Origin of the sequence: Massilia phyllostachyos (genome assembly GCF_021044825.1) — a bacterium.
GTDB classification, from domain to species: domain Bacteria; phylum Pseudomonadota; class Gammaproteobacteria; order Burkholderiales; family Burkholderiaceae_D; genus Telluria; species Telluria phyllostachyos.
This window is the reverse complement of sequence record NZ_JAJNOC010000001.1, coordinates 709,503-734,583: the sequence shown is the minus strand read 5'-3', so window position 1 is coordinate 734,583 and position 25,081 is coordinate 709,503. Positions and strand designations below refer to the sequence as shown.

The following is a 25,081-nucleotide window of genomic DNA, read 5'->3' as shown; positions in this document are numbered from 1 at the left end:
GGATATTCTTGCGAGCCTCAGCACGTGTTTCTTGGACTTCGATGCAGCAATCCCCGACCATTTCTGTCGTGATCACCACCTACAACCGCCCGGATGCGTTGACGGCGGTCGTGGAAGCCTGTTTCATGCAGGACGACAAGAATTTTGAAATCATTATCGCTGATGACGGCTCCACTGCCAACACGCGGGACGCCGTCGCCCAGCTGGCCGCGCGCGCGCCGATGCCGCTCCGGCACGTGTGGCAGCCGGACGCGGGATTCCGCGCCGCGATGGCGCGCAACCGCGGCACGCTCGCGGCAACGGGCGACTATATCATCTTCCTGGACGGCGACTGCGTGCCACAGCGCGACTTCATCGCCCGCCACCGCGCCTTGGCGCATCCGGGCTTCCTGGTGTCCGGCAGCCGCATCCTCTTGAGCCAAGCCCTGACCGAGCGCGTGCTGCGCGAACACATCGACGTCGCCGGCCTGCCGCTGCTGGCGCGCCTGCGCCACCGCCTGCGCGGCGACATGAACAAGGTGCTGCAGACCATGCTGCGCTGGCCCGACCTGGGCCGCGTGCGGCGCGGCTTCAGCTGGCGCCGCATCAAGAGCTGCAACCTGGGCGTGTGGAAGGCCGACCTGGAACGGGTGAACGGCTTCGACGAGAGCTTCGTCGGCTGGGGCCACGAGGATTCCGACCTGGTGCTGCGCCTGTTCCACGCCGGGATCAAGCGCAGGGACGGCGCCCTGGCCACCGAGGTGCTGCACCTGTGGCACCGCGAGGCCAAGCGCGACGAGGAATCCAGCAACCGCAAGGTGGTGCTCGAGCGCGCCGCCAGCAAGACGGTGCAGGCGGTGCGCGGGCTGCGCGAACATGCGGGCGAGGTGGACTTCAATTTCCCCGGTTGATGCGCTGCGCATGGAATGGACATGCATAGATTGCTCTTCCGGAATGAGCGTGCAATGATCGTCGGCATTGCCCATTGCCCGGAAAGGAAGTCAACGTGCGTCATCTGTATGCATTTCTTCTCGCAGCAGTCGTTTCAGGCGCAGCCAGCGCGCAAGCCTACCGGCCGGACTTCGACCCGAGCAAGCTGAAAGGCCCGGCCAAGGGCCCCGCCAACGAGGTGCTGGTGCTGGGATCCCCGCACATCTCCTACTTCCCGAAGACCTTCGACCCGGCCACCCTGCGCGGCATCGAGGACCGGCTGGCGGGCTGGCGCCCGGACGCGATCAGCATCGAGGCGTTGTCGGGCGCGCAGTGCGACCATATCCGCCGCTATCCCTTCCGCTACCAGGACACGATCAAGTCGTATTGCTGGGACCCGGCGCCGGCCCAGGCGGCCACCGGCCTGGACGTGCCGGCGGCCACCGCCGAAGCCGACAAGCTCTTGAAGGCCTGGCCCGCCAACCCCACGGCCGGCCAGCGCCGGCGCCTGGCCGCCGTGTTCCTGGCGGGCGGCGAACGCGCCTCCGCCGTCGTGCAGTGGCTGCGCCTGCCGCAGGCCGAGCGGCGCGCCGGTGACGGCCTGGACGACGGGCTGGTCGAGCTGCTGGACAAGCTGAAGGACCGCCGCGACGAAAGTTACCTGCTGGCGGCCCGCCTGGCCGCGCGCCTCGGGCACGAGCGCCTGTACCCGATGGACGACCACACCGCCGACAGCATGAGCGAGGACGAGAAGGCCTGGGGCGATGCGATCATGAAGGCCTGGACCAATCCGGCGTCGGAGAAGCGCCGCCGGCAGGGCGATGCGCTGCAGGCGAAGCTGGGCACGCCGGAGGGCGTGCTGGCGATGTACCGCGCCTACAATGCGCCGGAAGAGATGCGGCTGGCGTTTCAAGGCGACTGGGGCGCCGCGCTGGAAGAGCCGTCGCCGCAGCGCTTCGGGCGCCAGTACGTGGGCTACTGGGAGACCCGCAACCTGCGCATGGCGGGGAATATCCGCGACGTAATGGGCTTGAAGCCGGGGATGAAGATGCTGGTGGTGGTGGGGGCGTCGCACAAGGGCTACCTGGAAGCCTACCTGCACCAGATGCATGACGTGCGGGTGGTGGATACGGGGCCGCTGTTGCGGTGAGGCGGTGCTGGCGTGCTACTAAACTTGGGTTCCCGCCTGCGCGGGAACGACGTGCTGATGGACGTGGCTCAGAACAGCGTTGCTACGATTCTTTACCTGACCTTGAAACCCAGGTTCGCATCGCAGCCATTAGTCTGAATTAGTACTCCACCGACTGCGCAAAAGCGTTGCATCCTGCCTCCAGCCCGTCGAACGCTGCTGGTGGAGCGATAAGCTCGACGGCATAACGGTCGAACACGACGGCAACCGAGGACCGCTGTTCGTTTGTATAAACCATGACGACATTGCCCGGCTCGCGGCCCTGCGGCTGGGTAAAAAGATTTCCGACATGCACCGGGAAGTCCTTGGCACGCGCCTCGAATGACAGCTGTCGTTTCGCTTCGAAGGTCGACAGATTCAGCAGCTGTCCCGATAAATCGGGCGATGCCGTGCAGTGCCGGGCGGGGCGGCCATCGGCAAAGGTGACCTGCACCGCGAAGGGACCGCCGACACGGGAACGTTGCGCCGTGAACGTGCCCTTGGCAGTCACGAACACCAGCGCCGACACGTGGTCTTGTACGATGCCGCTGACGACGGTGCCGGGGATGATGTCCGGCGCGTCCTGCCCTGCCCTGCCCGCATTCCCAAGTGCGTATCCGCCGAGAAGCGCGACAAGGACAAGCAAGGGTAGATACCGGCTCTTCATGCCACATGCACCTCTGTCTGGTAAGGCGCCCAGAAAAACAAGGTACGCGCATCAGCTTCGCGTAGCCGAACGCAGCCTGCGGATCCCACCATATCGCTCACGTACTTGCGGGTATTGCGCATCAGGCTGAAATTCATCAGGCCATGGTACTGGTGGATTGCCTGTCCCTGATAGAAAAACATAGCATAATCCATATCCACCTTGTATTCCCTGCTGCGGTAGTCCTGCTCTTTCCGGAAAATGCTCCACTTGCCGCGCCGCGTCGCATTGAGCGCGTCGCCGGTAACGCACTCGAATTTGTAAATGCGTTCGTCGCCTTCGAACGCCTCCAGGATTTGCAGCGCAAGATTGACCGTGATGCGCTTTTTGGGCTTGGCTTTGCTGGTGGGCTTTGCAGGCGCTTGATTCGGTGACTTGGGAGAAGCTGGGTTCGACATGCGTGGCTCCTGAGATGACCTTTGAAAAAGGTCCAGCACGCATTGTTACGGAGGGGGAGGATTGGCTGCTTGGGCTTGCTCAAGGCAGGTGGCTGAGAGGCTGGCTGCACCTGATCGATGGTGTGCGGATGGTGGATACGAGACCGCTGTTGCGGTGAGGCGGTGGTGGTGCGCTGCTAAACTTGGGTTCCCGCCTGCGCGGGAACCCAAGTTCGCACTGCAGCCATTAGTCCGAATTAGTACTCCACCGCCACATCCTTCGCCCCCACCACCAGCTCCAGCTGCTGCTTGAGCGTATCCGACGGCGCCACCCGCCACTCGTCGCCCAGCTGCAGCGTGGCCTCGACGCCCTGCGGCTTGATGCGCAGGCTGACCGGCATGCCGTCCTGCAGGCGGTGCGGCTGCAGGACTTCCATCAGCTTGGCGGGATTGAGGTCGCACGACACGTCCATCTCCAGCTTGAAGCCGTACTGGATGCGCGCGGCGGCGATGTCGAAGGCCTTTTCGGCAGTGATGCGCAGGCCGCCGTTGAAGCGGTCTTCGGACACCTTGCCGACCACCAGCAGGAATTCGTCTTCCTTGAAGATGTTCTTGTTCTGCTCCATCAGCTCGCTGTAGATCGTGACCTCGACCACGCCTGTCTTGTCGTCCAGCGAGACGATCAGGATCTTGCCGCGCTGGGTCATCTGGGTGCGCACGCCGGTGATCACGCCGCACAGCATGCGCGGGTCGCGCGATGGTTCCAGGTCCTTCAGCTTGGTCTTGGCGAAGCGCCGCACCTCGCCCGCGTAGGAGTCGAACATGTGGCCCGACAGGTAGTAACCGAGCGCGATCTTTTCTTCGGCCAGCTTCTGGCGGTCGGTCCACGGGGTCGCCTTCACGTACTCCGGCGGGGCGACCAGGTCGGAATCAATGCCGCCGAACAGGCTGACCTGGTTGGCGGCCGCCGCGGCCTGGCCGGCCGCTTCCATCGCGAAGCCGACCGAGGCCAGCAGGACGGCGCGGTCGACGCCGAAGCAGTCCATGGCGCCGGCGCGGATCAGGCTCTCGATGGTGCGGCGGTTGATCTGCTTGCGGTCGACCCGCATGCAGAAGTCGAACAGGTCCTTGAACTTGCCTTCCTTGCGCGCGGCGATGATCGCTTCGATCGCGCCCTGCCCCGCGCCCTTCACGCCGCCCAGGCCGTAGCGGATGTTGGCGACCTGCTTGCCGGTGACGGAGCGCGGCGGGCCCTCCGGCGTGAAGCGGAACTGCGATTCGTTGACGTCGGGCGGCAGGATGGTGAGTTTGCAGACATCGATCGCATCCTCGACCAGGATCTTGATCTTCTCCGTATCTTCCATCGCCAGCGACATGTTGGCTGCCATGAACGCGGCGGTGTGGTGCACCTTCAAATACGCCGTGTGGTAGGACAGCAGCGCATACGCGGCGGCGTGCGACTTGTTGAAGCCGTAGCCCGCGAACTTCTCCATCAGGTCGAAGATCTCGTCGGCCTTTTCGGTGGAGAGCCCGTCTTTCGCCGCGCCGGCGCGGAAGATCGCGCGGTGCTCGGCCATCTCCTCGGCCTTCTTCTTGCCCATCGCGCGGCGCAGCATGTCGGCGCCGCCCAGCGAGTAGCCGCCGACGATCTGCGCCATCTGCATGACCTGCTCCTGGTAGACCATGATGCCGTAGGTCTCGGACAGGATCGACTCGGTGCGCGGGTCCGGATAGTCGAACTTCTCGCCGTGTTTCCGTTTGCAGAAGTCGGGGATCAGGTCCATCGGGCCCGGACGGTACAGCGCCACGAGCGCGATGATGTCCTCGAAGCGGTCGGGACGCGCGTCCTTCAGCATGCCCTGCATGCCGCGCGACTCCAGCTGGAAGATCGCGACGGTCTTCGCATCCGACAGCAGTTTATAAGACGGCCGGTCGGTCAGCGGCAGGGTCTCGAGATTGAACTCGGCGTCCTGCGGGTCGAGCGCGCGGATGTAGTTCACCGCGCGGTCGAGGATGGTCAGGGTGGTCAGGCCCAGGAAGTCGAACTTCACCAGGCCGACGGCTTCCACATCGTCCTTGTCGTATTGCGAGACCACGCCGGCGTCGCCGCCCTGGGTGTACAGCGGGCAGAAGTCGGTGAGTTTACCGGGCGCGATCAGCACGCCCCCGGCGTGCATGCCGATGCCGCGGGTGATGCCCTCGACCTGCTGGGCGAGGTCGAGCAGCTGCTTGACCTCTTCCTCGTTTTCCAGCCGCTCCTTGAGCAGCGGTTCCTCTTCGATGGCTTCCGCGATCGACACCGGTTTGCCCGGCTTGAAGGGAATCAGCTTGGAGATGCCGTCGCAGAAGTTGTAGCCGAAATCGAGCACGCGGCCGACGTCGCGGATCGCGCCCTTGGCCGCCATGGTGCCGAAGGTGGCGATCTGCGAGACCGCATCACGTCCATACAAATCTTTTACGTGCTGGATCACGAGTTCGCGCTTCTCCTGGCAGAAGTCGATGTCGAAGTCGGGCATCGAGACGCGTTCCGGGTTCAGGAAGCGCTCGAACAGCAGGTTGTACTTCAGCGGATCCAGGTCCGTGATCTTCAGCGCGTACGCGACCAGGGAGCCCGCGCCCGAGCCGCGGCCCGGGCCGATCGGCACGCCGTTATTTTTCCCCCACTGGATGAACTCCGCCACGATCAGGAAGTAGCCCGGGAACTTCATCTTGATGATGGTCTGGTTCTCGAATTCCAGGCGCGCCTCGTAGCGCGGGCGCGCCTCTTCGCGCTTGGCTTCGTCCGGGTAGAGCTGGACCAGGCGCTCTTCCAGGCCCTTCTTGGTTTCCAGGACCAGGAAGTCGTCGATGCTCATGCCGTCCGGGGTCGGGAAGTCCGGCAGCTGCGGCTTGCCCAGCGTGAGGGTGACGTTGCAGCGCTTGGCGATCTCCACCGAGTTGGCGAGCGCGCCCGGCAGGTCCGCGAACAGCTCGGCCATCTCGGCCTGCGACTTGAAGCACATCTCTTCGTTGAAGCGGCGCACGCGCTTGGCGTTGGCCAGCATCTCGCCTTCGGCGATACAGGTGCGCGCCTCGTGGGCGATGAATTCGTCCTTGCTGATGAACTGCACCGGGTGGGTCGCCACCACCGGCAGCTTCAGGCGCGAGGCCAGCGCCACCGACTGGCGCACGATCTGCTCCTGGTTGGCCTGGCCGGCGCGCTGGATCTCGAGGTAGAAGTGGCCCGGAAAGATGCGCGCCCAGCGTTCGGCGGCGCGTTCGGCGCGCTCGATGTCGCCCTGCTCCAGGGCCTGGCCGACGTCGCCGAAACCGGCGCCCGACAGCACGATCAGGGCGTTCGACTGGTCGGCCTCCGGCTCCAGCGTGGAGGTGCTGGTGGCGAGTGCTTCCAGCCACTCGACGCGGATCTCGGCGCGGCCCTTGTACTGGTTGGTGAGCCAGGCTTTCGACAGCAGGTCGCACAGCTGCAGGTAGCCGGTGCGGTTCTTCGCCAGGATCAGCAGGCGCGACGGCTTGTCGCGGTTGTCGTCGTTGGTGATCCAGGCGTCGACGCCCATGATCGGCTTGATCCCCTTGCCGCGCGCCGCCTTGTAGAAGCGCACCAGGCAGAACATGTTCGCCAGGTCCGTCACCGCCAGCGCGGGCTGCCCGTCCTTCGCGGCGGCTGCCACGACGTCGTCGATGCGCACGAGGCCGTCGACGATGGAGTATTCGGAGTGGATGCGGAGGTGGGTGAAGATCGGGGAAGTCATCCCGACATTTTACCGCGACAGGGACGGCTAGGGCAGCTCCGACATGCCTTTCGGCGAGCCTTTCAGCATGCCGTCATGGAAGGTCTGTAGCCAGGAAGCCAGGCTACAGACGCGCAGCATGCTCAGGCTGCCTTGCGGGCACCACGCCGACGCACCGCCATCAGGCCCATAGCTGCCAGGCCCAGCAGCGAAACGCTGCCTGGCTCCGGCACGTCCGTGATCGAGATATCGGTGAAATTCACCGTGACGCCGTTGAGATTGGCCGTACGGACGCCGATGTTGGAGAAAGAGCTGAAGCCGCTATTACCGGTGGCAAAAGCGTCCCAACCGGTCAGGGAAGCCTTTTCCTGCTCGGTCGGGTTCAGCCACAGGTCGAAGCGGTTGTAGTTATTGCTGGTACCGGTCTTGTGCAAGCGTCCGAACAGGGTATAGCTGGCCGGCAATGGAGCGATGTCGGAAGGATTGACATAGTTCTGCGGCAGCCAGTTCGATCCGGACATGCGCACGAACAGGTCGTTGGTGCAGGAACTGTCGCAATTGGCCTTGAGGCCAATGTTCGGCCCATTGCTGTCACCAAAATAAAAGACGGCGAAATCGTTATTGCCGAGCACGCCCGTATAGCTGACCGTGAATTCGATCAGGATGTCGTTTTGCGCAGCCGAAGGCAGTGCAAAGCTTGCTGCGGGATTGGCATTGTTGCTGAAAGTCTGATCCGGCGGGGTAACGACCGAAGCCTGTGCTGATTGGGCAGCCAGGCCGAATGCCAGGGCTGCAAGTGCGATACGAATTTTTTTCATGGATATCCCCTGTAGTGATGGCATGTGCCGACCGACTGTCATGCAAATAGCGTGCCATACCAGCAGTTACAGAGGAGGAGCGACAGGAAACACCAAGCCATCGGCATCACAGTGTAAAGACTTCCGACAGTGTGAGGCTGAACGCCAGGCAAGCTGGCTTAACTCTTGCTCCGCAGTTTCTGGAACGGCCGGAACAGGAATTCGCGCAGGTTCTGCGCTTCGTCGTTCTCGTCGATGCCGGTGTCCGGCCACTCGTGGCGCTTGGGGAAGTAGGCGGTGCGGAACAGCGTGTCCCAGATCGAGGTGATGGAGCCGAAGTTGCGGTTCCAGTGCGGGCGCTCGACCGAGTGATGGATGCGGTGGAAGTGGTTGTCTGCCACCAGGTAGCGCAGCGGCCCGAACGACAGGCGGGTGTGCGAGTGGATGAACTGGCCGTGCACGCCGAACAGCAGCCAGACAATGGCCGGCGCGAAGCCCGGGTCCATCTGCACGAGCAGGCTCATCGGGATCACCATGAAGGGAATCCGCAGCAGCTCTTCGCTGAAGTGGTGGTTGCTGTTCCAGGCGCTCATCTCGCGGATCGCGTGGTGCTCGGCGTGGAACACCCACAGGAATTTCCAGGTATGCTGGGCGCGGTGGAACCAGTAGTAGAAGAAGTCGCTGACGGCCAGCGCCAGCAGCGGCGCGGCGACCCAGCCGATCACGGTGATGATCTTGTTCTCGGAAGCGAACCAGGCGCCGACGCTGATGACGGCCAGCGGTTTGACGCCCAGCTTGCCCCAGAACATATTGAAGGCGGTGAGCAGGGACACGGTAATGGCGATATACACCACCCAGAACATGGCGCCGCGCAGGCGCGACTTGAGCGAGTAACGGTTCCAGCCGATCGCCAGTTCGAGCACGAACAGGATCATGGAGGCGTACAGGATGCGCCATCCGTAGTCGACCATGCCCTTGCCTGCCAGCGTCAGATATTCCATCGTCCTCGTTACCCCTGCTTGAAGATGGCGGACATGATAGCCGAAAACAGGCCCTGCCGCTGCGCCGGCCCAACACCGGCGAATGCATTCGGCCCGGGCTGGCTTATAATAGCGGGTTGTATTTTCCTCGCCACGCCGCCATGTCCCACGCCACCCAAGTCAACATCGCCGCTTATAAATTCGTCACCCTCGACAACCTCGAGGAGCTGCGCACGCAGTACCAGGCGCAGTGCCTGCAGCTCGGCCTGAAGGGCACCGTCCTTTTGACCCCCGAAGGCATCAATATGTTCGTGTCGGGCACGCGCGAGCAGATCGACCGCTACCTGGACTGGGTGCGCAGCGACGCGCGCCTGGCGGACCTGGAGTGGAAGGAAAGCCTGTCGGCCGAGCAGTCGCACAAGCGCATGCTGGTGAAGATCAAGAAAGAGATCATCACCATGCGCATGCCGCTGATCAAGCCGGAACTGGGCCGCGCGCCGTCGGTGGACGCGAAGACGCTCAAGCGCTGGCTCGACCAGGGCCATGACGACGACGGCGTGCCGGTGGTGATGATGGAAACCCGCAACGCCTTCGAAGTCGACGTCGGCACCTTCGAGAACACGCTCGACTACCGCATCGAGAAGTTCACCGAATTCCCCGAGGTCGCGGCGAAGCACAAGGACGAGCTCGAGGGCAAGACGGTGGTGACCTTCTGCACCGGCGGCATCCGCTGCGAGAAGGCGGCGATCCACATGAAGAACATCGGCTACGAGCGCGTCTACCAGCTCGACGGCGGTATCCTGAAGTACTTCGAGGAAGTCGGCGGCGAGCACTACAAGGGCGACTGCTTCGTGTTCGACTACCGTACCGCGCTCAATCCGAAGCTGGAGCCGACCGAGACCGTGCAGTGCTTCGCCTGCCGCGCCGTGGTGACGCCGCGCCAGCAGTTGTCGCCGGAGTTCGTGGTGGGGGTGTCGTGCCCGCATTGCGCCGGCAAGAGCGCCGCGGCTGCCTGATGTAGGGTAATCGGGTTCAAAATGGCAAAAAGGCCTGGGACGCTGCGAAGCGACCTGGGCCTTTTTTGTTTCCGTTATCGCGCCGCGTTAGGACGCTGCCTGCGTTATAGCGCGTATGACGCTCGATACCGGCACTGCTTTTTGATGCAATAAAATTTCAAAAACCCGCTTTTACTGAAATAATATTTCAGGCGACAAACCCCATATCGGCAACCATGCCGCTCGGCGTGCCGACGATGCGCGCGATGGCGGCGTCGATCTGGCCCGGGTCCATGTGCTGGGCCGCGGTGGTGATGTCGCGCACGCCGCCGACGTAGTCCATGGCGATTTGCATCGCCGCCGGGCCCGCGTAGGCGTTCTGCTCGGCCGGCAGGTTCAGGTGCTCGGTGAATGCGGTCGCCACGCCCACACGCGCCTTGAACACGAAGCCATCGTTGTTGTTGGCATTGACAGCGGACTGGGCCAGCGCGACCACGGCGTTGCCCACGGTAATGTCGCCGGCATCCAGGCGTGCGGTCCAGAAGTCGACGCCGCCCTGGTCGCCTTCACGGCCGAACACGTTACGGTAGATGTCCAGCACGACTTCGCGGTTGCTCTGGCCGCCATACATCTGCTGGTATTCCGGCGAAGTCGAGAACGCGTTCGAGATCATCTCGTAGCCGGACGGATTGTTCTGCAGCTGGTTCACCCAGAAGCCCATGCCGCTGGTGTCGGCCGGACGGCCAAAGTAAGCGACGTAGAGCTTTTGCACTTCATTCACGTAATCAGTTGCCATCACTGCCTCCTTGTCAAGTAATGAGCAAAATATTACCGGAACAAGAAAAAAGACGGCGAGAATCACTCATCCAATCGTGCGCGATTCCTCAATGAAATCAATTACTTAGCGAAATGTTTTGCCAGAACGCATGCGTTTCACAGGGTAGAAACGCCCCTGCAAAAAGATGGAAGAAAGCGCCAGAAACAAGCATCCATGCGGCTTCCAATTGATGAGCAGGGGCCATGTTTCACATGCCGGATGAGCTCGGACCTGTTATAGGTCTGCAATAAATTGCGAAGCATAAACGGGCAGCCGCCGCCATAAAAACGACAAGGCCGGCATGTAGCCGGCCCGTCGGGATGCGTAAAAGCGCCGGTCGATCAGGACCGGAAATACGCCGCGATCGCGCGAATGTCTTCGCTGCCGACTTCGCCCGTGAAGGCGCGCAGGCGCAGCACCGCGATCAGGTAGGCATAGCGCGCCTGCGCCAGGTCGCGCTGGCCGATGAACAGCTGCTGCTGGGCATTGAGCAGGTCGAGGTTGATGCGCACACCACCCTTGATGCTCTGCTCGGTCGCCGTCATCAGGAGCTTGGCCGACTCGGTCGCCTTGACCAAGGCATCGACCTTGCGCACGCTGCTCTGCACCAGGCTGTGGGCGCGGCGCACCTCGACCAGCAGCTTGTCGGTGCGGGCGTCGAGGTCGGCGCGCGCGCGCTCGTAGTTGGCCGCGGCCTGGCGCGTCTGGGCGTTGATGGCGCCGCCCTGGTAGATCGGGAAGTTGATCTGCACGCCCAGGCTGCGGTTCAGGTTGTCCTGGTTCAGGGTATTGATGGTCTCGTTGTCGCCCTTGCTGTAGGTGGCGACGAAGTCGATGCGCGGCGCGTGGCCGGCCTTGATGCGGCCGATCTCCAGGCGCGCGTTTTCCACGCCCAGGCGCGCGACTTGCAGCTCGTGGCTGTTGTCGATCGCCCGCTTGCTCCACTCCTCGAAGGAACCCTGGATCAGATCGCCGACGCGGAAGGCCTCGCTCAGCTGGTCCAGCTTGCCTGCGGGACCGCCGATGATCCCTTCCAGCACATTGCGCTGCACGACGGCCTGGTCCTGCGCCTCGATCAACTGGGCCTCGGCCAGGTCGAGCCGGGCCTTGGTTTCCAGCATGTCGGTGCGGGTGCCCTCGCCTTTTTCGAACAGGCGCTCGTTGACCTTCTGCTGCTCGGCATACATGTCGCGCTGCACACGGGAGAGCGCCAGCTGGTCTTCGGCGAACAGGGCGTCCAGATAAGCGGTCAGCACGCGCACCGCGACTTCATTGGTGTCGACCTTGAACTGCTCGGCGCCGGCTTCGGTCTGCACCTTGCCTTGGCGGTAGCGCTGGACCGCGTCCAGGTTCAGGATCGACTGGCGCAGCTGCAGGGCTGCCGAAGTACTGGCGTAGCGCGGATGGCTGAGAATCGGCGCTGGAAGACGCGGATCCGTCAGCTCCTGGTCCACCACGTTCTTGTTGCGGCTATAGCTCGCCGACACGCTCGGCAGCAGCTGCGAACGGCCGAGGATGCGGTTTTCCTTGGCCGCCTCGTTCGCCTGGATGCCCATGCGGTAGGTCGGATCGTTCTTCAAGGCGGCCTCGTAGGCCTGCTGCAGGGTGACCGCGCCGGCCTGGCCGGCAACCACCAGCGCGGCGGCCGCCACGGCGAGGGCGCGCAGGCGCGCCGGGATGCGTCGGGTTGCGCTCATCGTGATCAGTCTCCACCCACGGCCGACTGGGCGCGGTCGAACACCGGACGCAGCAGATAATTCATCATGGTGCGCTCACCGGTCTTGACGAACAGTTCCACCGGCATGCCCGAGACGATGTTCATCTTGTGCGCCGCCACTTTCTTCGCGCCTTCCGGCGACACCTTCACGCGCACCGTGTAGTACGGCATGCCGGTATGCTGGTCGACCGAGCGGTCGGCCGACACCTGCGTCACTTCGCCTTCGATGTGCGGGGTCTTATTGGTGTTGAACGCCGAGAACATCAACTCCACCGGCAGGCCCGGGTGCACCTTGTCCACCAGGTTGACCGGCAGTTGACCCTCGACCACCAGCGGGTCGCCGCTCGGGACGATGTCCATCATCTTGTGGCCCGGCGGGACCACGCCGCCGTTGGTGAACACGGTCGAGCCAACCACCACGCCGTCTGCGGGCGATTTCACTTCGACGTTGGCCAGTTCGAACTTCTGGGCGTCCATGCGGCCGGCCAGCGCTTCGGCTTCCTTCTGCGCCTCGGTCAGCTGGGTGCGCACTTCCTTCTGGTAGTCCGACATGCGCTGGGTGCGGCGCAGGCTCAGTTCCATCACCTGGCGCTGCGAGCGGCCGATGTTGCCGATGTCTTCCGAGATCGCGCCGCCCAGCTGGGCATAGGTGCGCTCCAGGTCGAGCAGGCGGTTGCGGGCGACGTAGCCATCCTTGGCCAGGTCACGCATGCCGGCCAGCTGCTCCTTCAGGAAGCCGACCTGCTCCTTCTTGCTGTCGCGCGACTCTTCCAGGCCGCGGATCTGCAGCTTCAGGCCGGCAATGCTTTCGTCGACGCTCGACAGCTCGCTCTGCAGCGACATCTGGCGCGACATCAGCAGCTGCTCCTGCAGCGACATGATCTCGGCCACGCGCGGGTCGTTGCGGCGCGACGCGAGTTCGGGCGGGAAGGCGATGCTCTTCTTGTTGCCCATCTCGGCCATCAGGCGGGCTTCGACGGCGCGCGCGCTCAGGTACTGCGCCTCGGTCGTGCTGAAGCCTGCCTGCGCCATCACCGGGTTCATGCGCACCAGCACCTGGCCCTTCTTGACGGTGTCGCCATCCTTCACCAGGATTTCCTGGATGGTGCCGCCGCTCAGGTGCTGCACGGTCTGGCGGTTCGATTCCTTGGCCACGGTGCCCGACAACGGCACGCCCTTGTCGAGCGGGGCCAGCGAGGCCCACAGCACGAAGCCGAGGAAGCCGACGATGACCACGATCCAGCCAATGCGCGCAAAGCTGCGCGCGTCAGTGCTCACTTCCACCGGGGTCACGTCACGTGCGACGACGTCCGCGGTTTCCTTTTTCACGAGTTGCATCAGTTATTCTCCCCTGCCGCGGCGTTCGCGGCTGCCTGCGCCTCCGCCTGGGCGCGCTGTTGCTGCATGGCTGCCTGCTGCGCAGCCGCCTGGGCCGCGGCCTGCTGCTGGGCCGCCTGTTGGTTCTGCTGTTGCGCTGCTTGCTGTTGCTGGATCATTTTCTGTTGCGCCTCCTGCAGCGCCGCCATCACTTCCTTGGTCGGACCGAAGGCCTGGGCCGCACCGTCACGCATCAGGAGCAGCTTGGTCGTCACGCCCAGCACCGTGGTGCGGTGGGTGATCAGGACGATGGTCTTGCCGCGCTGGCGCAGGTCGAGCACCGCCTGCACCAGGGCCTGTTCGCCAACGTCGTCCAGGTTCGAGTTCGGCTCGTCCAGCACGATCACCGCGGGGTCGTCGTACATGGCGCGCGCCAGGCCGATACGCTGCTTCTGACCGCCGGACAGGCCGGCGCCGCCGTCGCCCAGCTTGGTGTCGTAGCCGTTCGCCATGTGCAGGATCATGTCGTGCACGCCGGCGCGCTGGGCCGCCTGCACCACCTTGTCGGAATCGACTTCGCCAAAGCGGGCGATGTTTTCGGCAACCGTGCCGCTGAAGAGTTCAATGTCCTGCGGCAGGTAACCCATGTGCGGGCCGAGTTCGCCCTTGTTCCACTGGTAGATATCGGCGCCGTCCAGGCGCACCTTGCCCATCATGGACGGCCACACACCCACCAGCAGGCGCGCCAGGGTCGACTTGCCGGAGCCGCTCGGGCCGATCACGCCGAGCACGTCGCCCGGCTGGATGGCGAAGCTCAGGCCCTTGATCACTGGCATCTTGGCACCCGGCGGACCGGCGGTGACGGCTTCCACCGACAGCGCGCCCTTCGGTTTCGGCAGTTCCATGCCGGCTTCACGCGCCGGATTGGCTTCCAGCAGCTTGGTCAGGCGCTCGAAGGCGCTGCGGGTGGTGCTCAGCGACTTCCATACCGCGATCACCTGCTGGACCGGCGCCAGGGCGCGGCCGACCAGGATCGAGGCGGCGATCATCATGCCCGGGGTCATCTTGTTTTCGAGGACCAGCAGCGCGCCGAAGCCCAGCACCAGCGACTGCAGCGAGATCTGCACGAACTTGGTGGCGGAGGCGATCTTGGCGGCCTTTTCGCTGGCCTCGGCCTGCAGGCTCAGGAACTTGCCATGGGTCTTGAACCAGCGCTGGATCAGGTTCGGCAGCATGCCCATCGATTCGATGACTTCGGCATTGCGCAGGTTGTTGGTCGCCATGGTGTTGGCGGCGATCGCCATGCTGTTGGCTTCGGTCAGCGGCGCCTTGGTGGTGCGTTCGTTGACGAAGGCCAGGATGATCAGGATGACGGTACCGCCCACCGAGAACCAGCCCAGCGCCGGCTCGAACATGAAGATCACGGCCAGGTAGATCGGGAACCACGGCGCGTCGAAGAAGGCGAACAGCGCGTTACCGGTCAGGAACTGGCGCAAGGTGGTCAGGTCGCTCAGCGACTGGCCGGCGTTGGCGCCCGCCTGCTTCAGGTTCTGCTCGAAGGCCGCGGTGTACACGCGCTTGTTGAGCTTCATGTCGAATTGGGCGCCGACACGGACCAGCACGTAGGAACGCACCAGCTCGAGGCCGGTCATGAGCAGGTAGGCGCCCAGCATCAGCACCGTCAGCATCACGAGCGTCAACTCGTTGCGGCTGGCCAGCACGCGGTCGTAGACCTGCAGCATGTACAGCGACGGCACCAGCATCAGCAGGTTGGTGATGGCGCTGAAGGTGCCGACCGTCCAGAAGGTGCTCTTGAAACCGAGCAGGGCCTGTTCGATTTCGTTTTTCTTGTTGAAGAGTTTGGTATTCATTGGGTCCGTGAAGAACGCGTGGGAGATTCGCCCCTTTCGTTCGTCAAGCGGACTCGACAGGAGCGAGCGAACATTATCGCTCAAATCCTGCGGGAAATGTGATGCACATCACATTTCGAGATATTTTGGAAACGCTAGCCCTCCGTTTTTACGTTAGGCGTGGCGCACGGGCCACAGGCGAACTGCAATAGGTCCGCCTGTTATTTAGCTTGCATCAGCATTCGATGCGCAAGGCTTTCAACATCGGCAGCATCTTTTCGTTGAAGGCAGTTGCCATCCTGATCGCCTCGTCGAGTTCCGCCTCCGGCGTGTCCAGCGGCTTGCCCTCCTTGACGATGCGCGAGCCGCCCAGAGCCAGGTTGGCGATAACGAAACGCGCCGACGTTTCAGGGTCTTTCGAGCCCTTCGCTCCCGCCAGCAGGAGCAGCTTGTCGACCCGGTTCATGTGGATCGCGCCGCCAGTGACAGGCGAGGCCATCGCCAGCACTTCGTCCGAATACCGCGCCTTCTCGCACAGCATGCGGTTGAGTCGCTTGCAAGCCGGCAATGTCGTCTTGATCACCGCATCGCTCTGCGCCGGATGCAAAATGGACCTGGAGGCGAGGATCAGCAGGGCCTGCGCCAATGCTTCCAGGCTGACCCCTGCTGGTCGAACAGCGTCTTCCAATTCCTTGAACGACAAGATGCGATAGCCGTTGAAGCAGTCGAGGATCGGTCTGTAGACGGCCTCGTTCATATCCGCTTCTCCGAGGATGCCCTTGACCTTGAGCGTTATCTGGTCGACCGGGGTAGCCATGGCGAAGCGCAGCTCGCGCAACCCTTCGACACGTTGCACCATGTTCAGCTGGCGAGCACCGCGCACCCAGTAGTCTCGACGGAACAGACTGTTGACCATGAAGTCCCGCACCGTTTCACGGAACATACGGTCGGGAATTTCATTGAGCAATTCTTGCTGCCCGGCCGTCAGATTCATGGCATCGACATGATCGAGATAGTGCGCCGAACACGCATAGGTCAGCTTCGCCTCTTCGAACCAGTTGCGCAGGCTGGAAAACGACATCGGCACCCAGTCCTGGTTGAAATATTCATGCGCAAGGTATTGGCGGTTCTGTCCCTTCAGCGCACCGAGGCGTTCTGCGACGTGCGGATTGGCACGCCCATACAAGGCGCCGCTGCTGAGGACTTTTTCCGCAAAATCGAGCGAGGCGTCGATGCGCGGCACGATGCCCTGCCCCGGCGCCGCCATCAGCTGGGCATGCTCGGTCAACAGGTTGCGCAAGGGGACCATGGCGGCCCATCCCGGCTGGGTGTTGTAGCTGATATAGACCACACCGCCGACCTTCAGCTTGCGGCGGATGAAATCGACGATGACGTGGCGGTTGGCGTCGGAGATCCAGCTCCAGATGCCGTGCAGTCCGATGAAATCGAATTCGGGAAGATCGGCTCGGTTGCAGAATTCGTCGAAAGCCTGATCGTATAGCTTGACGTCGGCGCCGGAGGCCGCCGCCAGCTCTTGGGCAAAGCCCGCCTGGGCTGGATTGAAATCGGTGCCGTACCAGCTCGTGACAGATGCCGCGGCATGGACGTTGGTGCTGACGCCCTGACCAAAGCCGAGCTCGCAGGCAGTTCCGGCTTCGGGGAAGGCATAGCCTGCGGCCAGGAAGGCCAGCTTGATGCGCAGGGGATTGAGTTCGGCGTAGTAGCCAGCTGTGTATCCGATCTCGGCGACGTAGCCACCGGTCCAATCCGACATAGTGTCTCCCAGCAAAATTTAAAGATTTCACATGGTATCACTCGGCTCGGAGGATGATGACAAGGTTTTTTTGGCTCTGAATAAAAAAACCCCACCCCTCTTGCGAGGGCTGGGGTCTCGATCTCATCTCAGCCACCCGCCGAGGCGGGTGCTGATGCCGGGTCGATTAGACCAGGCCGATGGTGCCGTAGGTGCTGTTGAACGACACGCCGTCGAGGGTGTTGACACCGGCGATCTGGATGATCGCGTCAACGCCGTTTTCGAAGGTGGTGACTTCGGACACGCCGCCGCCGGCCGGGGTGCCGTTATCGATGACGACGTACGAGTTACCGCCGAAGGCGAACCAGACAGCTTCGCCGACCTTAGCTTGCGCGATTGCTGCGTCAACGTAGTTCGAGAACACCGAGGTGGACTCGTTCAGCGAAGCGGACAGCTTAGCGAAGACCGACACATTGGTGGTGCCAGCTGCACTTGCGGTTGCGCCAGCTTTCAGCTGCAGCAGATCGCCGGCTTGCATGTCGGTGATGATGCTGTAGGTGTTGGCTTCCTTGGTGCCGGCCGACAGGATGAACAGGTCGTTGCCTGCGCCGCCGGTCAGGCGGGCGCCGTTGCTGCCTGCCACCAGGGTGTCGGTACCAGCGCCGCCGATCAGGACGTCAGCGTGGCCGTTCACACCAGCCGAAGCGGTCAGCTTGTCGGCGCCCGAACCACCAGTCACGGTCACGGCGACGCCGTTGTGTGCCGACAGATCCAGGGTCAGCGCGCCGGTTGCTGCGCTAGCGTTGACGGTAGCAACGTTGGTGTCGGTTGCAGCCAGGGTCAGGCCCAGTGCTTTCGAACCGGTCACGTTGATCGCGGTCAGCGAGGAGTTGCCAGCCACGGTCAGCGACGATGCTGCGTCAGCTGCGATGTTGATGGTTTCCACGTTGTTTGCGGTCACGGTGCCCAGGCCGGTAGCCTTGGCAACGATGTTCAGCACGTCGGCGGTGCCGGTGCCTGCATCCTTGATATTGACCATGGCGCCCGAGCCAGCAGCGGTCAGCTCCAGGGTACCGCCACTTGCCAAGTTATCGATGGTCAGCGCAGCTGCCGCACCGGCTGCAACGCCGTTGACGCCTTGCGAGATGCCGAAGGTAGCAGGGGTGCCGCTGTTGTCCGCATCGTTGAAGGTGAAATCACCAGCGACAGGAACCACAGTGCTGGTACCAGCAGTCTTGGCCACGAAAGTAATCACACCGTTCGACGAACCGGTGGCTTCCCAGGTCGGGAAAGTCAGGCCAGCCAGCTGCGAAGCCAGTTGCGCTGCGGTCGGATTGCCAACCACGGTCAGGGTCTTGCCATCGAAGGTGATCTGGTCGCCAGCGGTTGCGCCGTTGGTGACGGTCAGCGAGAAGGTCGACTTGGTAGCGGTCGAACCTGCCGAGTTGCCACTGATGACGTAGTTGATGTTGTCCAGGTTTGCCAGGTTGATGGTGCCGCTGGTGTTGGCCTTGTCGATGCTCAGGACTTCGAAGCCGTCCATCTTGGCAGCGAAGTCGCCGTTCTTCGACAGGGCGATTGCGTTGTCAGCCGACATCATGATGGTGTCGCGGCCATCGCCACCTTTCAGATCAACGGTCGGGATAGCGATGGTGCCGACGGTGGTGATGTTCAGCGTGTCGTCGCCAGCGCCCAGGTTGATCGATTTGCCCATCGCGGCAGTAGCGTTGGCGATGGTGACCATGTCCTTGCCTGCGCCGCCAGCATAGCTGGAAGTGCCGTTGATGGAGATGGTGGTGTCGCCGGTGGTGCCGGTGGTGTCGACCGAGGTCACGTTGGTGCGTGCGGTGACGGAGCCCAGATCCAGGCCGGCCGAGCCGGTGACCTTGATGGTCGCGACGTTGGCCAGGGTCGAGCCGGTAGCGGTCAGCAGGCCAGTGCCCGAGACGTTCAGGGCGTTGGTCAGGGTCGAGCTGCCCAGGTCCAGGTTGGCGAAGTTGGCGCCGTTGCTGGTGACGTTCAGGGTCTTGTTCAGCGAGCTGTCCAGATCCAGCGATGCCACGTCGGTCGACATGCCAACATTGGTCAGGTTGATGGCGAAGGTCTCGGCGAACTGGCCGACACCGAAGTCACCGCCGTTCAGCAGGTTCAGGGTTGCCAGGCCGGTCGAGCCGGTGCCCATCATCTTCGAATCAGCTGCGGTGTAGCCGTCGACGGTCACGGTCTTCAGGGCTGCAGCGCTCGAAGCATCGATGACGACCTTGCCGGTTTCCACGCCCATCACGCCGCCGGTCACTGCGCCGGTAGCGGTGGCTGCCACGCCCTGCACGATGGTGAAGGTCGGAGCGGTCGAGTTGGTCGAGGTGTTGGTGAAGGTCACCAGCGATGCGTCGTTGAGGTCGGTAACGTTGGTGTTCTTGCTTGCCGAGGTGAACACGACGGTGTCGCCGGTAGCGGCGCCGCTGGTCCACTTGGTGGTGTCGAACACGTTGGTGTAGGTGCCCTTGGCGAAGGCGCCACCGGCTTGGGTGTCGCCTGCGACCGGCAGGGTGTTCGCGACCAGGTTGGCAAACGCGGCAGCCACTTCGTTGGCGGTCAGGTCGGCGTTGGCCTTGAAGGTCAGACCGTTCATGGTGATCGAATCGCCGTTCTTCAGCGCGCCGAACTTGACGGTTGCGACTTCGTTGGCGCCGCCAACCGAAGCTGCGGTACCGTTTTTAGCTGCGACATCAGCGGTCTGCTTGACGTTGACGGTGGTGGTCGCTGCGTTGGTGATGACGTCGACCGCGCCCTGGGTCATCTTCGAGGCGGTGGTGTCGGCTGCGGCAGCGGTCATGCTGGTAGCGGCCGTCTGGTTCACGGTGATGGTGGTGCCGCCGGTAACCTTGATGGCGCCCATGGTCAGGTTGCCAACTGCTGCGTCGTATGCCTTGCCTGCGGCGTTCACGACGACGTTGCCGGTGGCCGCGGTGCCGGTGCCGACGGTGATGGTGTCTGCGTCAGCTGCAGCGCCCATTTCGGTAGCGGTCACGGTGACGTTCTTGCCGCCGATGATCTGGTGTGCGCCAGCAGCGCTCAGCTCACGTGCCGACAGGGTGATGTCGGTTGCGGTGCCTGCGGTTGCCTTGACGGAGCCAGCCGACTTCAGGATCGCCAGTTCGGTCACGCCGGTGGTGTTGGTGCTGTCGACTTCCACGCCGGTGCTCGAAGCGCTGTCGATCTGGACGATCTCGACGTTCGACAGGTTGCCCAGGGTGACTGCGCCGCCTGCGTGCTGGACTTTCAGGAAGTCGATGCCGGTGCCGCCGTTGATGATGTCGATGCTGCTCAGGGTGTTCAGCTCGGCATTGGTGTTGTCGATCGAAGCGACGAAGGTATCGCTGCCCGAAGTGCCCAGGAAGTTGTCCAGGCCCTTGGTCAGGGTGTACGAGGTGCCGCCAGCCTGGGTGCCGGTCTGTGCGATGGCGGTGACGGTTGCTGCCAGGGCTGCCGGCTGGGTTGCAGCGGTCAGCGATGCGTCGGTGCCGATGCCCGACAGCCACACTTTAGCAGCGTTGTTGGCAGCGGTGCCGCCGTAGCCGATGATTTCCGAAGCGGTGTTCAGTTCGGCGGTGAAGGCGGTAGCAGCCTTGACCTTGTTGGCGTAGGTGGTCTTGTCTTTGTCGATGCCAGCGTCCGAAGCGGTGTCAGCGATGACTTTGACGATCTGGTCGACGGTGAAGGTGCCGGTGCGCAGCTTGTCAGCCCAGAATTCCAGGCCGCCCACGTCCGCGTCGCGGTTGAACAGGTTTTGGTAGATCTGGTTGACGATCTGGAAGTAGGACTTGCCGACGTTCTGGTCTTTGTATTCGTTCGACTGAGCGAAGAAGCTCGAGACGAAGTTGATGTTGCCGTTGTTGTTGGTCAGGACGCGTTCCCAGTGTGCCAGACCTTCATAGTCCGCTGGGCGGTTGAAGTAGGCAACATACAGCTTCTGAATTGCTTCGGTATAAACAGCCATTTAATACTCCTAGGTTTCGGGATGTGTAATTTGCAGTCGCTCGATCGACTCCTGCAATCCAACGGGGCGAATGATGACAGACGCAAGTCGCACGTTCGTGTGACGGGCGTCACACGAAACACACATTTTTGTCGATCAGTTGTAAATTTTCATCAGCCTTTTGTGGCCGGTCATTATCAGAGAAGCGCCATGCTTGTGCAAGATCGTATTGTTAATCACGGCGTGTGGCATAAATTGCAGAATTTCACTGGGCACGCAGAAGAGGACCCACGTGTCTTCAACTCCCAAACTAAATATGATTATTTGCTAAATCATCAACCTACAAAGAGGTAGTCCGAACGCTCTTCCTTACCCAGCGTGGGTATTGAATCGACAACCGAATTTTCAGGATTTCGATTGCAATCCATATAAACAAAATGCCCTGCGAGCACGTTGTCTCGCAGGGCATTTAATTCATAGCCAGAATGCGTTACTTGTTCGCACCCCATACAGTGACACCTTCTAGATTGCGGTTGTCTTGCAAGGTGCGCTTGAAGTGGTAGGCCGCCGCTCCACCATTCTGATTACTCAGGAAGCCCGTCACTTCCATATTGTTGGTGTTCGGACGTGTGTATTGATCCGTCGTGAAGTTACCAAAACGCCCACCCGGGGTGACATAACCATCCGCCTTCATACTGAAAGTCTCGGCGCCACTGACGACATCGAAGCTGGTGGTGTAGCTGGCTTTTCCAAAATCAACCGCCAGCAAACCGTTTTTCAGGTCGGTCGTCGTCGTGGCAATCGCGTTATCGGCGGTACGGATGGTTGCCTCACCGCCCTGAAGCACGAAACTCGCATTGCCGCGTTCTGGAGCAACATATTCGCGTCCAGCAGTACGATAGACTATGTAGCCACCCAAGCGCACGCTGTCGGAGCCATCAGGAGTAGTGTCGGCGATGGTCGGACCACTGTTACCGATCGTCGCGTAACGCCCCCACTCGATCTTCCGCTCAGGCAGCTGCGGCACCTCCGGCTTTGGCGGCTCCACCGGCACCACCACCGGCACTTCCACCACTGGCGGCTTGTTCTCCACCGGCGGAGTTGGCGGAATCACGACCGGATCCGGCTTGTTGCTGTTCTGCTGCTGAATCTGATTCGCCAGCTTCTCAATGGTTTCGCCCTTACGCGCATCCAGGCTCGGCGTCGCCGACCCACCGGTCTTGGCCACCGGCTCATCCGCCCGCGGCGGCGACACCTGGTCCGGCCCGTTGCCGCTGACCTGCATCAGCTGCGGCGCGGTCTGCCCGCGCTTGACCTGCAGCAGCTGGCCGCGCTGGGCCGCGAACAGCTCGCGGCTAGCCCCGCCCTCGCAGGGGCCGCCGCCTTCCGGACGGCAGCCGTCGGCGAAGCCGCTGACCACCACGCCGCCGGTCAGCACCGTCACGCGCGAGGAATCCTGGTCTGTATACACGGTAAAGTCCGTGCCGCGCACGCCGATCGCCGCCACCGGGGTGTTGAAGCGGAAGTTCTGGCGCGCCTGCTTGACGGCATCGCCCGACTTGCTGCGCGCGATGCCGCTGATGAGTTCCAGCTTGATGCGGGTATTCGCGGGGTTCTTCGCGTCCACGTGGTAGGAGACGATTTTCGCCTTGGTGTTCGGACGCAGGATGAACAGGCCGTTGTCGATCGTCTTCACGTAGAGGAAGCCGTCCGCGCCGGTGGAGAGCAGCTCGCCCTCCTGCACGGGCGTGCCTTCGGCGCCGGCCTTGTCAGCCACCTGCGCGGCGCCGGCGGCAAAGATGACTTTGCCAGCCTCGGCCGCGTGCAGCTGGGCCGCCAGCGCAAACAGGCTCATCGTTAGTATTGGACGCAACATGGTTTTCCCCTTTTCGCGCAATTATCCGGGCCAGGCGCGCGCTTTCCGTGACGGCCGTCACATTTTAAGGCAAACTCAGGTATTACCCGCTGTGCTTACAATTTGTATCACTTGCCCGCTGAGCAACACTTCCACGTTATACTGATCGTTTCTTCCGATCCATTTTCTTCGTCACGGCGTGGCCGATCTCCCTACTAACAAGAGTGTGCACAAGCTGGCGCCGGGCCGGCAGGCGCGGCTGGCGCGCACGCTGATCGCGTTCGCCGCGGTCCTGCTGACCGTGCTCGTCCAGTGGGGAGCAAACAAAGAGCTGTCGTATGCGAACAACATCTCTTTCGGCAGCGAGATCCTGCGCGACCAGTTCATCCGCTGGCGCGCCACCACGGAACCGGAACCGCGCATCCTGGTCGTCGACATCGACGAAGCCAGCCTGGCGGCCGAGGGCCCCTGGCCCTGGACCAGCAGCCGCATCGCCGACCTGGTCGAAATCCTCCTGAGCCGCTACGAAGCGCGTGGCGTGGCGCTCGACATCGTGCGCTCCAACGCCAGCGACGCCGAGGGCGACATGCGCCTGGCCGCCCTGGCCACCCACGGCCCGCTGGTGCTGGGCCAGATGTTCGATTTCGACTACGAGGGCAAGCGCCCAGCGCCGCTGCGCGAGGGCGTGCCGGCCGGCGCCCTGCCCCGCCTGCAGCCGCAGGCCCGGCCGGCCGACGGCTATATCGCCAACCACGCCGGCTTTGCGAGCGCCCGCCACGTCGGCAATATGGGCTTCGTGCCGGCCCCGGACGGTGTGCTGCGCCACGTGCCGCTGGTCACCCGGTTCCAGGGCCGCGACTACCCGGCGCTCACGCTCGCCCTGGTCGACTGCTGCAGCGGCGCGCCCCTGCCCGCCCTGCCGGACGCCGCCCACATGCGCATCCCCTTCCAGCGCGACTGGGAAGCGTTCACGCTGGCCAGCGCCACCGACATCCTGAACGAGACGATCGACCCGGCCAGCGCCAAGGGACGGCTGGTGCTGGTCGGCTCGTCCTCGCTCGGCCTGGGCGACCGCGTCACCACGCCGCACGCCGCCAAGCGCCCGGGACTGGGGGTGCAGGCCGAGGTGTTATCGAGCCTGCTCGACCGCCAGGAGGGCAAGACCCCGGCGCCGTGGCCGGGGCGCCTGATCGCCTGCGCCTTCGCCCTGTTCTCAGCCCTGCTCGCAACCTTCGCCTTCCCGCGCCTGCAGGCCTGGGCCTGCGTCGCGCTGCTCGGCCTGTCGTCGCTGCTGTGGCTTGGCGCGGCCTATACCATCGCGCCGCACGACCCGCTGTTCTCGACCACCGCGCCGCTGGCGAGCAACCTGTTCCTGCTGGCGGTGGCGGTGCCCTACCAGTGGCAGCAGGCGCAGCGCCGCTCGCGCCGCCTGCTCGGCACCCTGCAGCAGTACGTGGCGCCGTCGGTGGTGCAGGAACTGCTGCGCAGCGACCTGGAAGACCCGCTGGCCCCGCGCCAGCTCGACGTGACGACCCTGATCGCCGACATGGAGGGTTACACCACCCAGGTCGAGTCGCTGTCGATGGAAGAATCGGCACGCCTGACGCGCGAATTCCTCGACTGCCTGACCGGCCCCGTGATCGCCACCCGCGGCACCCTCGACAAGTACACTGGCGACGGCCTGGTCGCCTTCTGGGGCGCGCCGCTGCCGATCGAGCAGCACGCCGACCTGGCGCTGGACGCGGCGCATGCGATCGTGGAACGGGTGAATGCGCTGTCGAACGCGCGCGAGGCGCAGGGCTATCCGCCGCTGCGCGCGCGCATCGGCATCGAGAGCGGGCCGGCGGTGGCGGGCGATTTCGGCACCAGTTTTCGCAGCATTTATACGGCGGTGGGCGACAGCGTGAACACCGCTTCGCGGCTGGAGCAGGCGGCGCGCGATTTTCCGCACGATGTGATCGTCGGTGCGGGCACGGTGGAACGGGCGCGGCGGCATGCTTTCGTGGCGCTGGGCGAGCGCAGGCTGCGGGGCAAGGGCAAGGCGACCGCGCTGTTTGCGCCGCGGGATTTTCCGCTGTCGCGCGTGGCCGAGTCGATGGCGGCCGTTGCCGAGAAAGGCAGCGCATGACG

The 25,081-nt window shown here is 63.3% G+C and carries 16 protein-coding genes; 4 read left to right on the top strand and 12 right to left on the bottom strand.

All coding sequences use genetic code 11. From position 1 onward, the window contains the following. Window positions 1-41 precede the first annotated feature (41 nt). Together LQ564_RS03185 and LQ564_RS03180 are read left to right on the top strand one after the other, a co-directional pair. The gene (locus LQ564_RS03185; protein WP_231056624.1) at window positions 42-890 is read left to right on the top strand and encodes a glycosyltransferase family 2 protein; all 849 of its coding nucleotides are present in this window, start codon (window positions 42-44) and stop codon (window positions 888-890) included. A gap of 95 nt (window positions 891-985) precedes the next feature. Further along, on the top strand, window positions 986-2,059 hold the full coding sequence (locus LQ564_RS03180; protein ID WP_231056623.1) for a DUF5694 domain-containing protein: 1,074 nt from the start codon (window positions 986-988) through the stop codon (window positions 2,057-2,059). Window positions 2,060-2,198: 139 nt separating this feature from the next. Here the strand turns inward: LQ564_RS03180 and LQ564_RS03175 are convergent, their stop codons facing one another. The 5 genes from LQ564_RS03175 to LQ564_RS03155 all read right to left on the bottom strand — a co-directional run bounded on the left by LQ564_RS03175 (window position 2,199) and on the right by LQ564_RS03155 (window position 8,689). Further along, on the bottom strand, window positions 2,199-2,744 hold the full coding sequence (locus LQ564_RS03175) for a hypothetical protein (RefSeq protein WP_231056622.1): 546 nt from the start codon (window positions 2,742-2,744) through the stop codon (window positions 2,199-2,201). Then, window positions 2,741-3,181: a L,D-transpeptidase gene (locus tag LQ564_RS03170; RefSeq protein WP_231056621.1), complete on the bottom strand. Its 441-nt coding sequence runs from the start codon at window positions 3,179-3,181 to the stop codon at window positions 2,741-2,743. The genes LQ564_RS03175 and LQ564_RS03170 overlap by 4 nt, the downstream gene beginning before the upstream one ends. A gap of 236 nt (window positions 3,182-3,417) precedes the next feature. Then, on the bottom strand, window positions 3,418-6,912 hold the full coding sequence (gene dnaE / locus LQ564_RS03165; RefSeq protein WP_231056620.1) for a DNA polymerase III subunit alpha: 3,495 nt from the start codon (window positions 6,910-6,912) through the stop codon (window positions 3,418-3,420). 122 nt (window positions 6,913-7,034) lie between these two features. After that, window positions 7,035-7,709, bottom strand: coding sequence for a PEP-CTERM sorting domain-containing protein (locus LQ564_RS03160; RefSeq protein ID WP_231056619.1), 675 nt, complete (start codon window positions 7,707-7,709; stop codon window positions 7,035-7,037). A 158-nt stretch (window positions 7,710-7,867) separates the two neighbouring features. Beyond that, entirely contained in the window at window positions 7,868-8,689 is an 822-nt protein-coding gene (locus LQ564_RS03155) for a sterol desaturase family protein (protein WP_231056618.1), read from the bottom strand. Window positions 8,690-8,829: 140 nt separating this feature from the next. Here LQ564_RS03155 and LQ564_RS03150 point away from each other — a divergent pair, with 140 nt between their 5' ends. Continuing rightward, window positions 8,830-9,684: a sulfurtransferase gene (locus LQ564_RS03150; RefSeq protein ID WP_231056617.1), complete on the top strand. Its 855-nt coding sequence runs from the start codon at window positions 8,830-8,832 to the stop codon at window positions 9,682-9,684. Between the two features lie 187 nt (window positions 9,685-9,871). Here the strand turns inward: LQ564_RS03150 and LQ564_RS03145 are convergent, their stop codons facing one another. From LQ564_RS03145 to LQ564_RS03115, 7 genes are all read right to left on the bottom strand, one after another. Beyond that, a complete protein-coding gene (locus LQ564_RS03145) occupies window positions 9,872-10,459 on the bottom strand; it encodes a DUF4214 domain-containing protein (protein WP_231056616.1) in 588 nt (195 codons plus the stop codon). Window positions 10,460-10,821: 362 nt separating this feature from the next. Beyond that, window positions 10,822-12,177, bottom strand: coding sequence for a TolC family outer membrane protein (locus LQ564_RS03140; RefSeq protein ID WP_231056615.1), 1,356 nt, complete (start codon window positions 12,175-12,177; stop codon window positions 10,822-10,824). Window positions 12,178-12,182: 5 nt separating this feature from the next. Continuing rightward, complete coding sequence (locus tag LQ564_RS03135) at window positions 12,183-13,535, bottom strand: HlyD family type I secretion periplasmic adaptor subunit (protein WP_231056614.1); 1,353 nt, start codon at window positions 13,533-13,535, stop codon at window positions 12,183-12,185. Continuing rightward, a complete protein-coding gene (locus LQ564_RS03130; RefSeq protein WP_231056613.1) occupies window positions 13,535-15,385 on the bottom strand; it encodes a type I secretion system permease/ATPase in 1,851 nt (616 codons plus the stop codon). The genes LQ564_RS03135 and LQ564_RS03130 overlap by 1 nt, the downstream gene beginning before the upstream one ends. A 214-nt stretch (window positions 15,386-15,599) precedes the next feature. Beyond that, window positions 15,600-17,138: a class I SAM-dependent methyltransferase gene (locus LQ564_RS03125; protein WP_231056612.1), complete on the bottom strand. Its 1,539-nt coding sequence runs from the start codon at window positions 17,136-17,138 to the stop codon at window positions 15,600-15,602. 166 nt (window positions 17,139-17,304) lie between these two features. Then, entirely contained in the window at window positions 17,305-21,117 is a 3,813-nt protein-coding gene (locus tag LQ564_RS03120; RefSeq protein ID WP_231056611.1) for a beta strand repeat-containing protein, read from the bottom strand. Between the two features lie 469 nt (window positions 21,118-21,586). Continuing rightward, window positions 21,587-22,951 carry a FecR family protein gene (locus tag LQ564_RS03115; protein WP_231056610.1) on the bottom strand — a complete coding sequence of 455 codons (1,365 nt, stop codon included), beginning with the start codon at window positions 22,949-22,951 and terminating at the stop codon, window positions 21,587-21,589. Between the two features lie 199 nt (window positions 22,952-23,150). On the opposite strand from LQ564_RS03115, the gene LQ564_RS03110 reads away from it, so the two are divergent. After that, the gene (locus LQ564_RS03110; protein WP_231056609.1) at window positions 23,151-25,079 is read left to right on the top strand and encodes a CHASE2 domain-containing protein; all 1,929 of its coding nucleotides are present in this window, start codon (window positions 23,151-23,153) and stop codon (window positions 25,077-25,079) included. Window positions 25,080-25,081 lie beyond the last annotated feature (2 nt).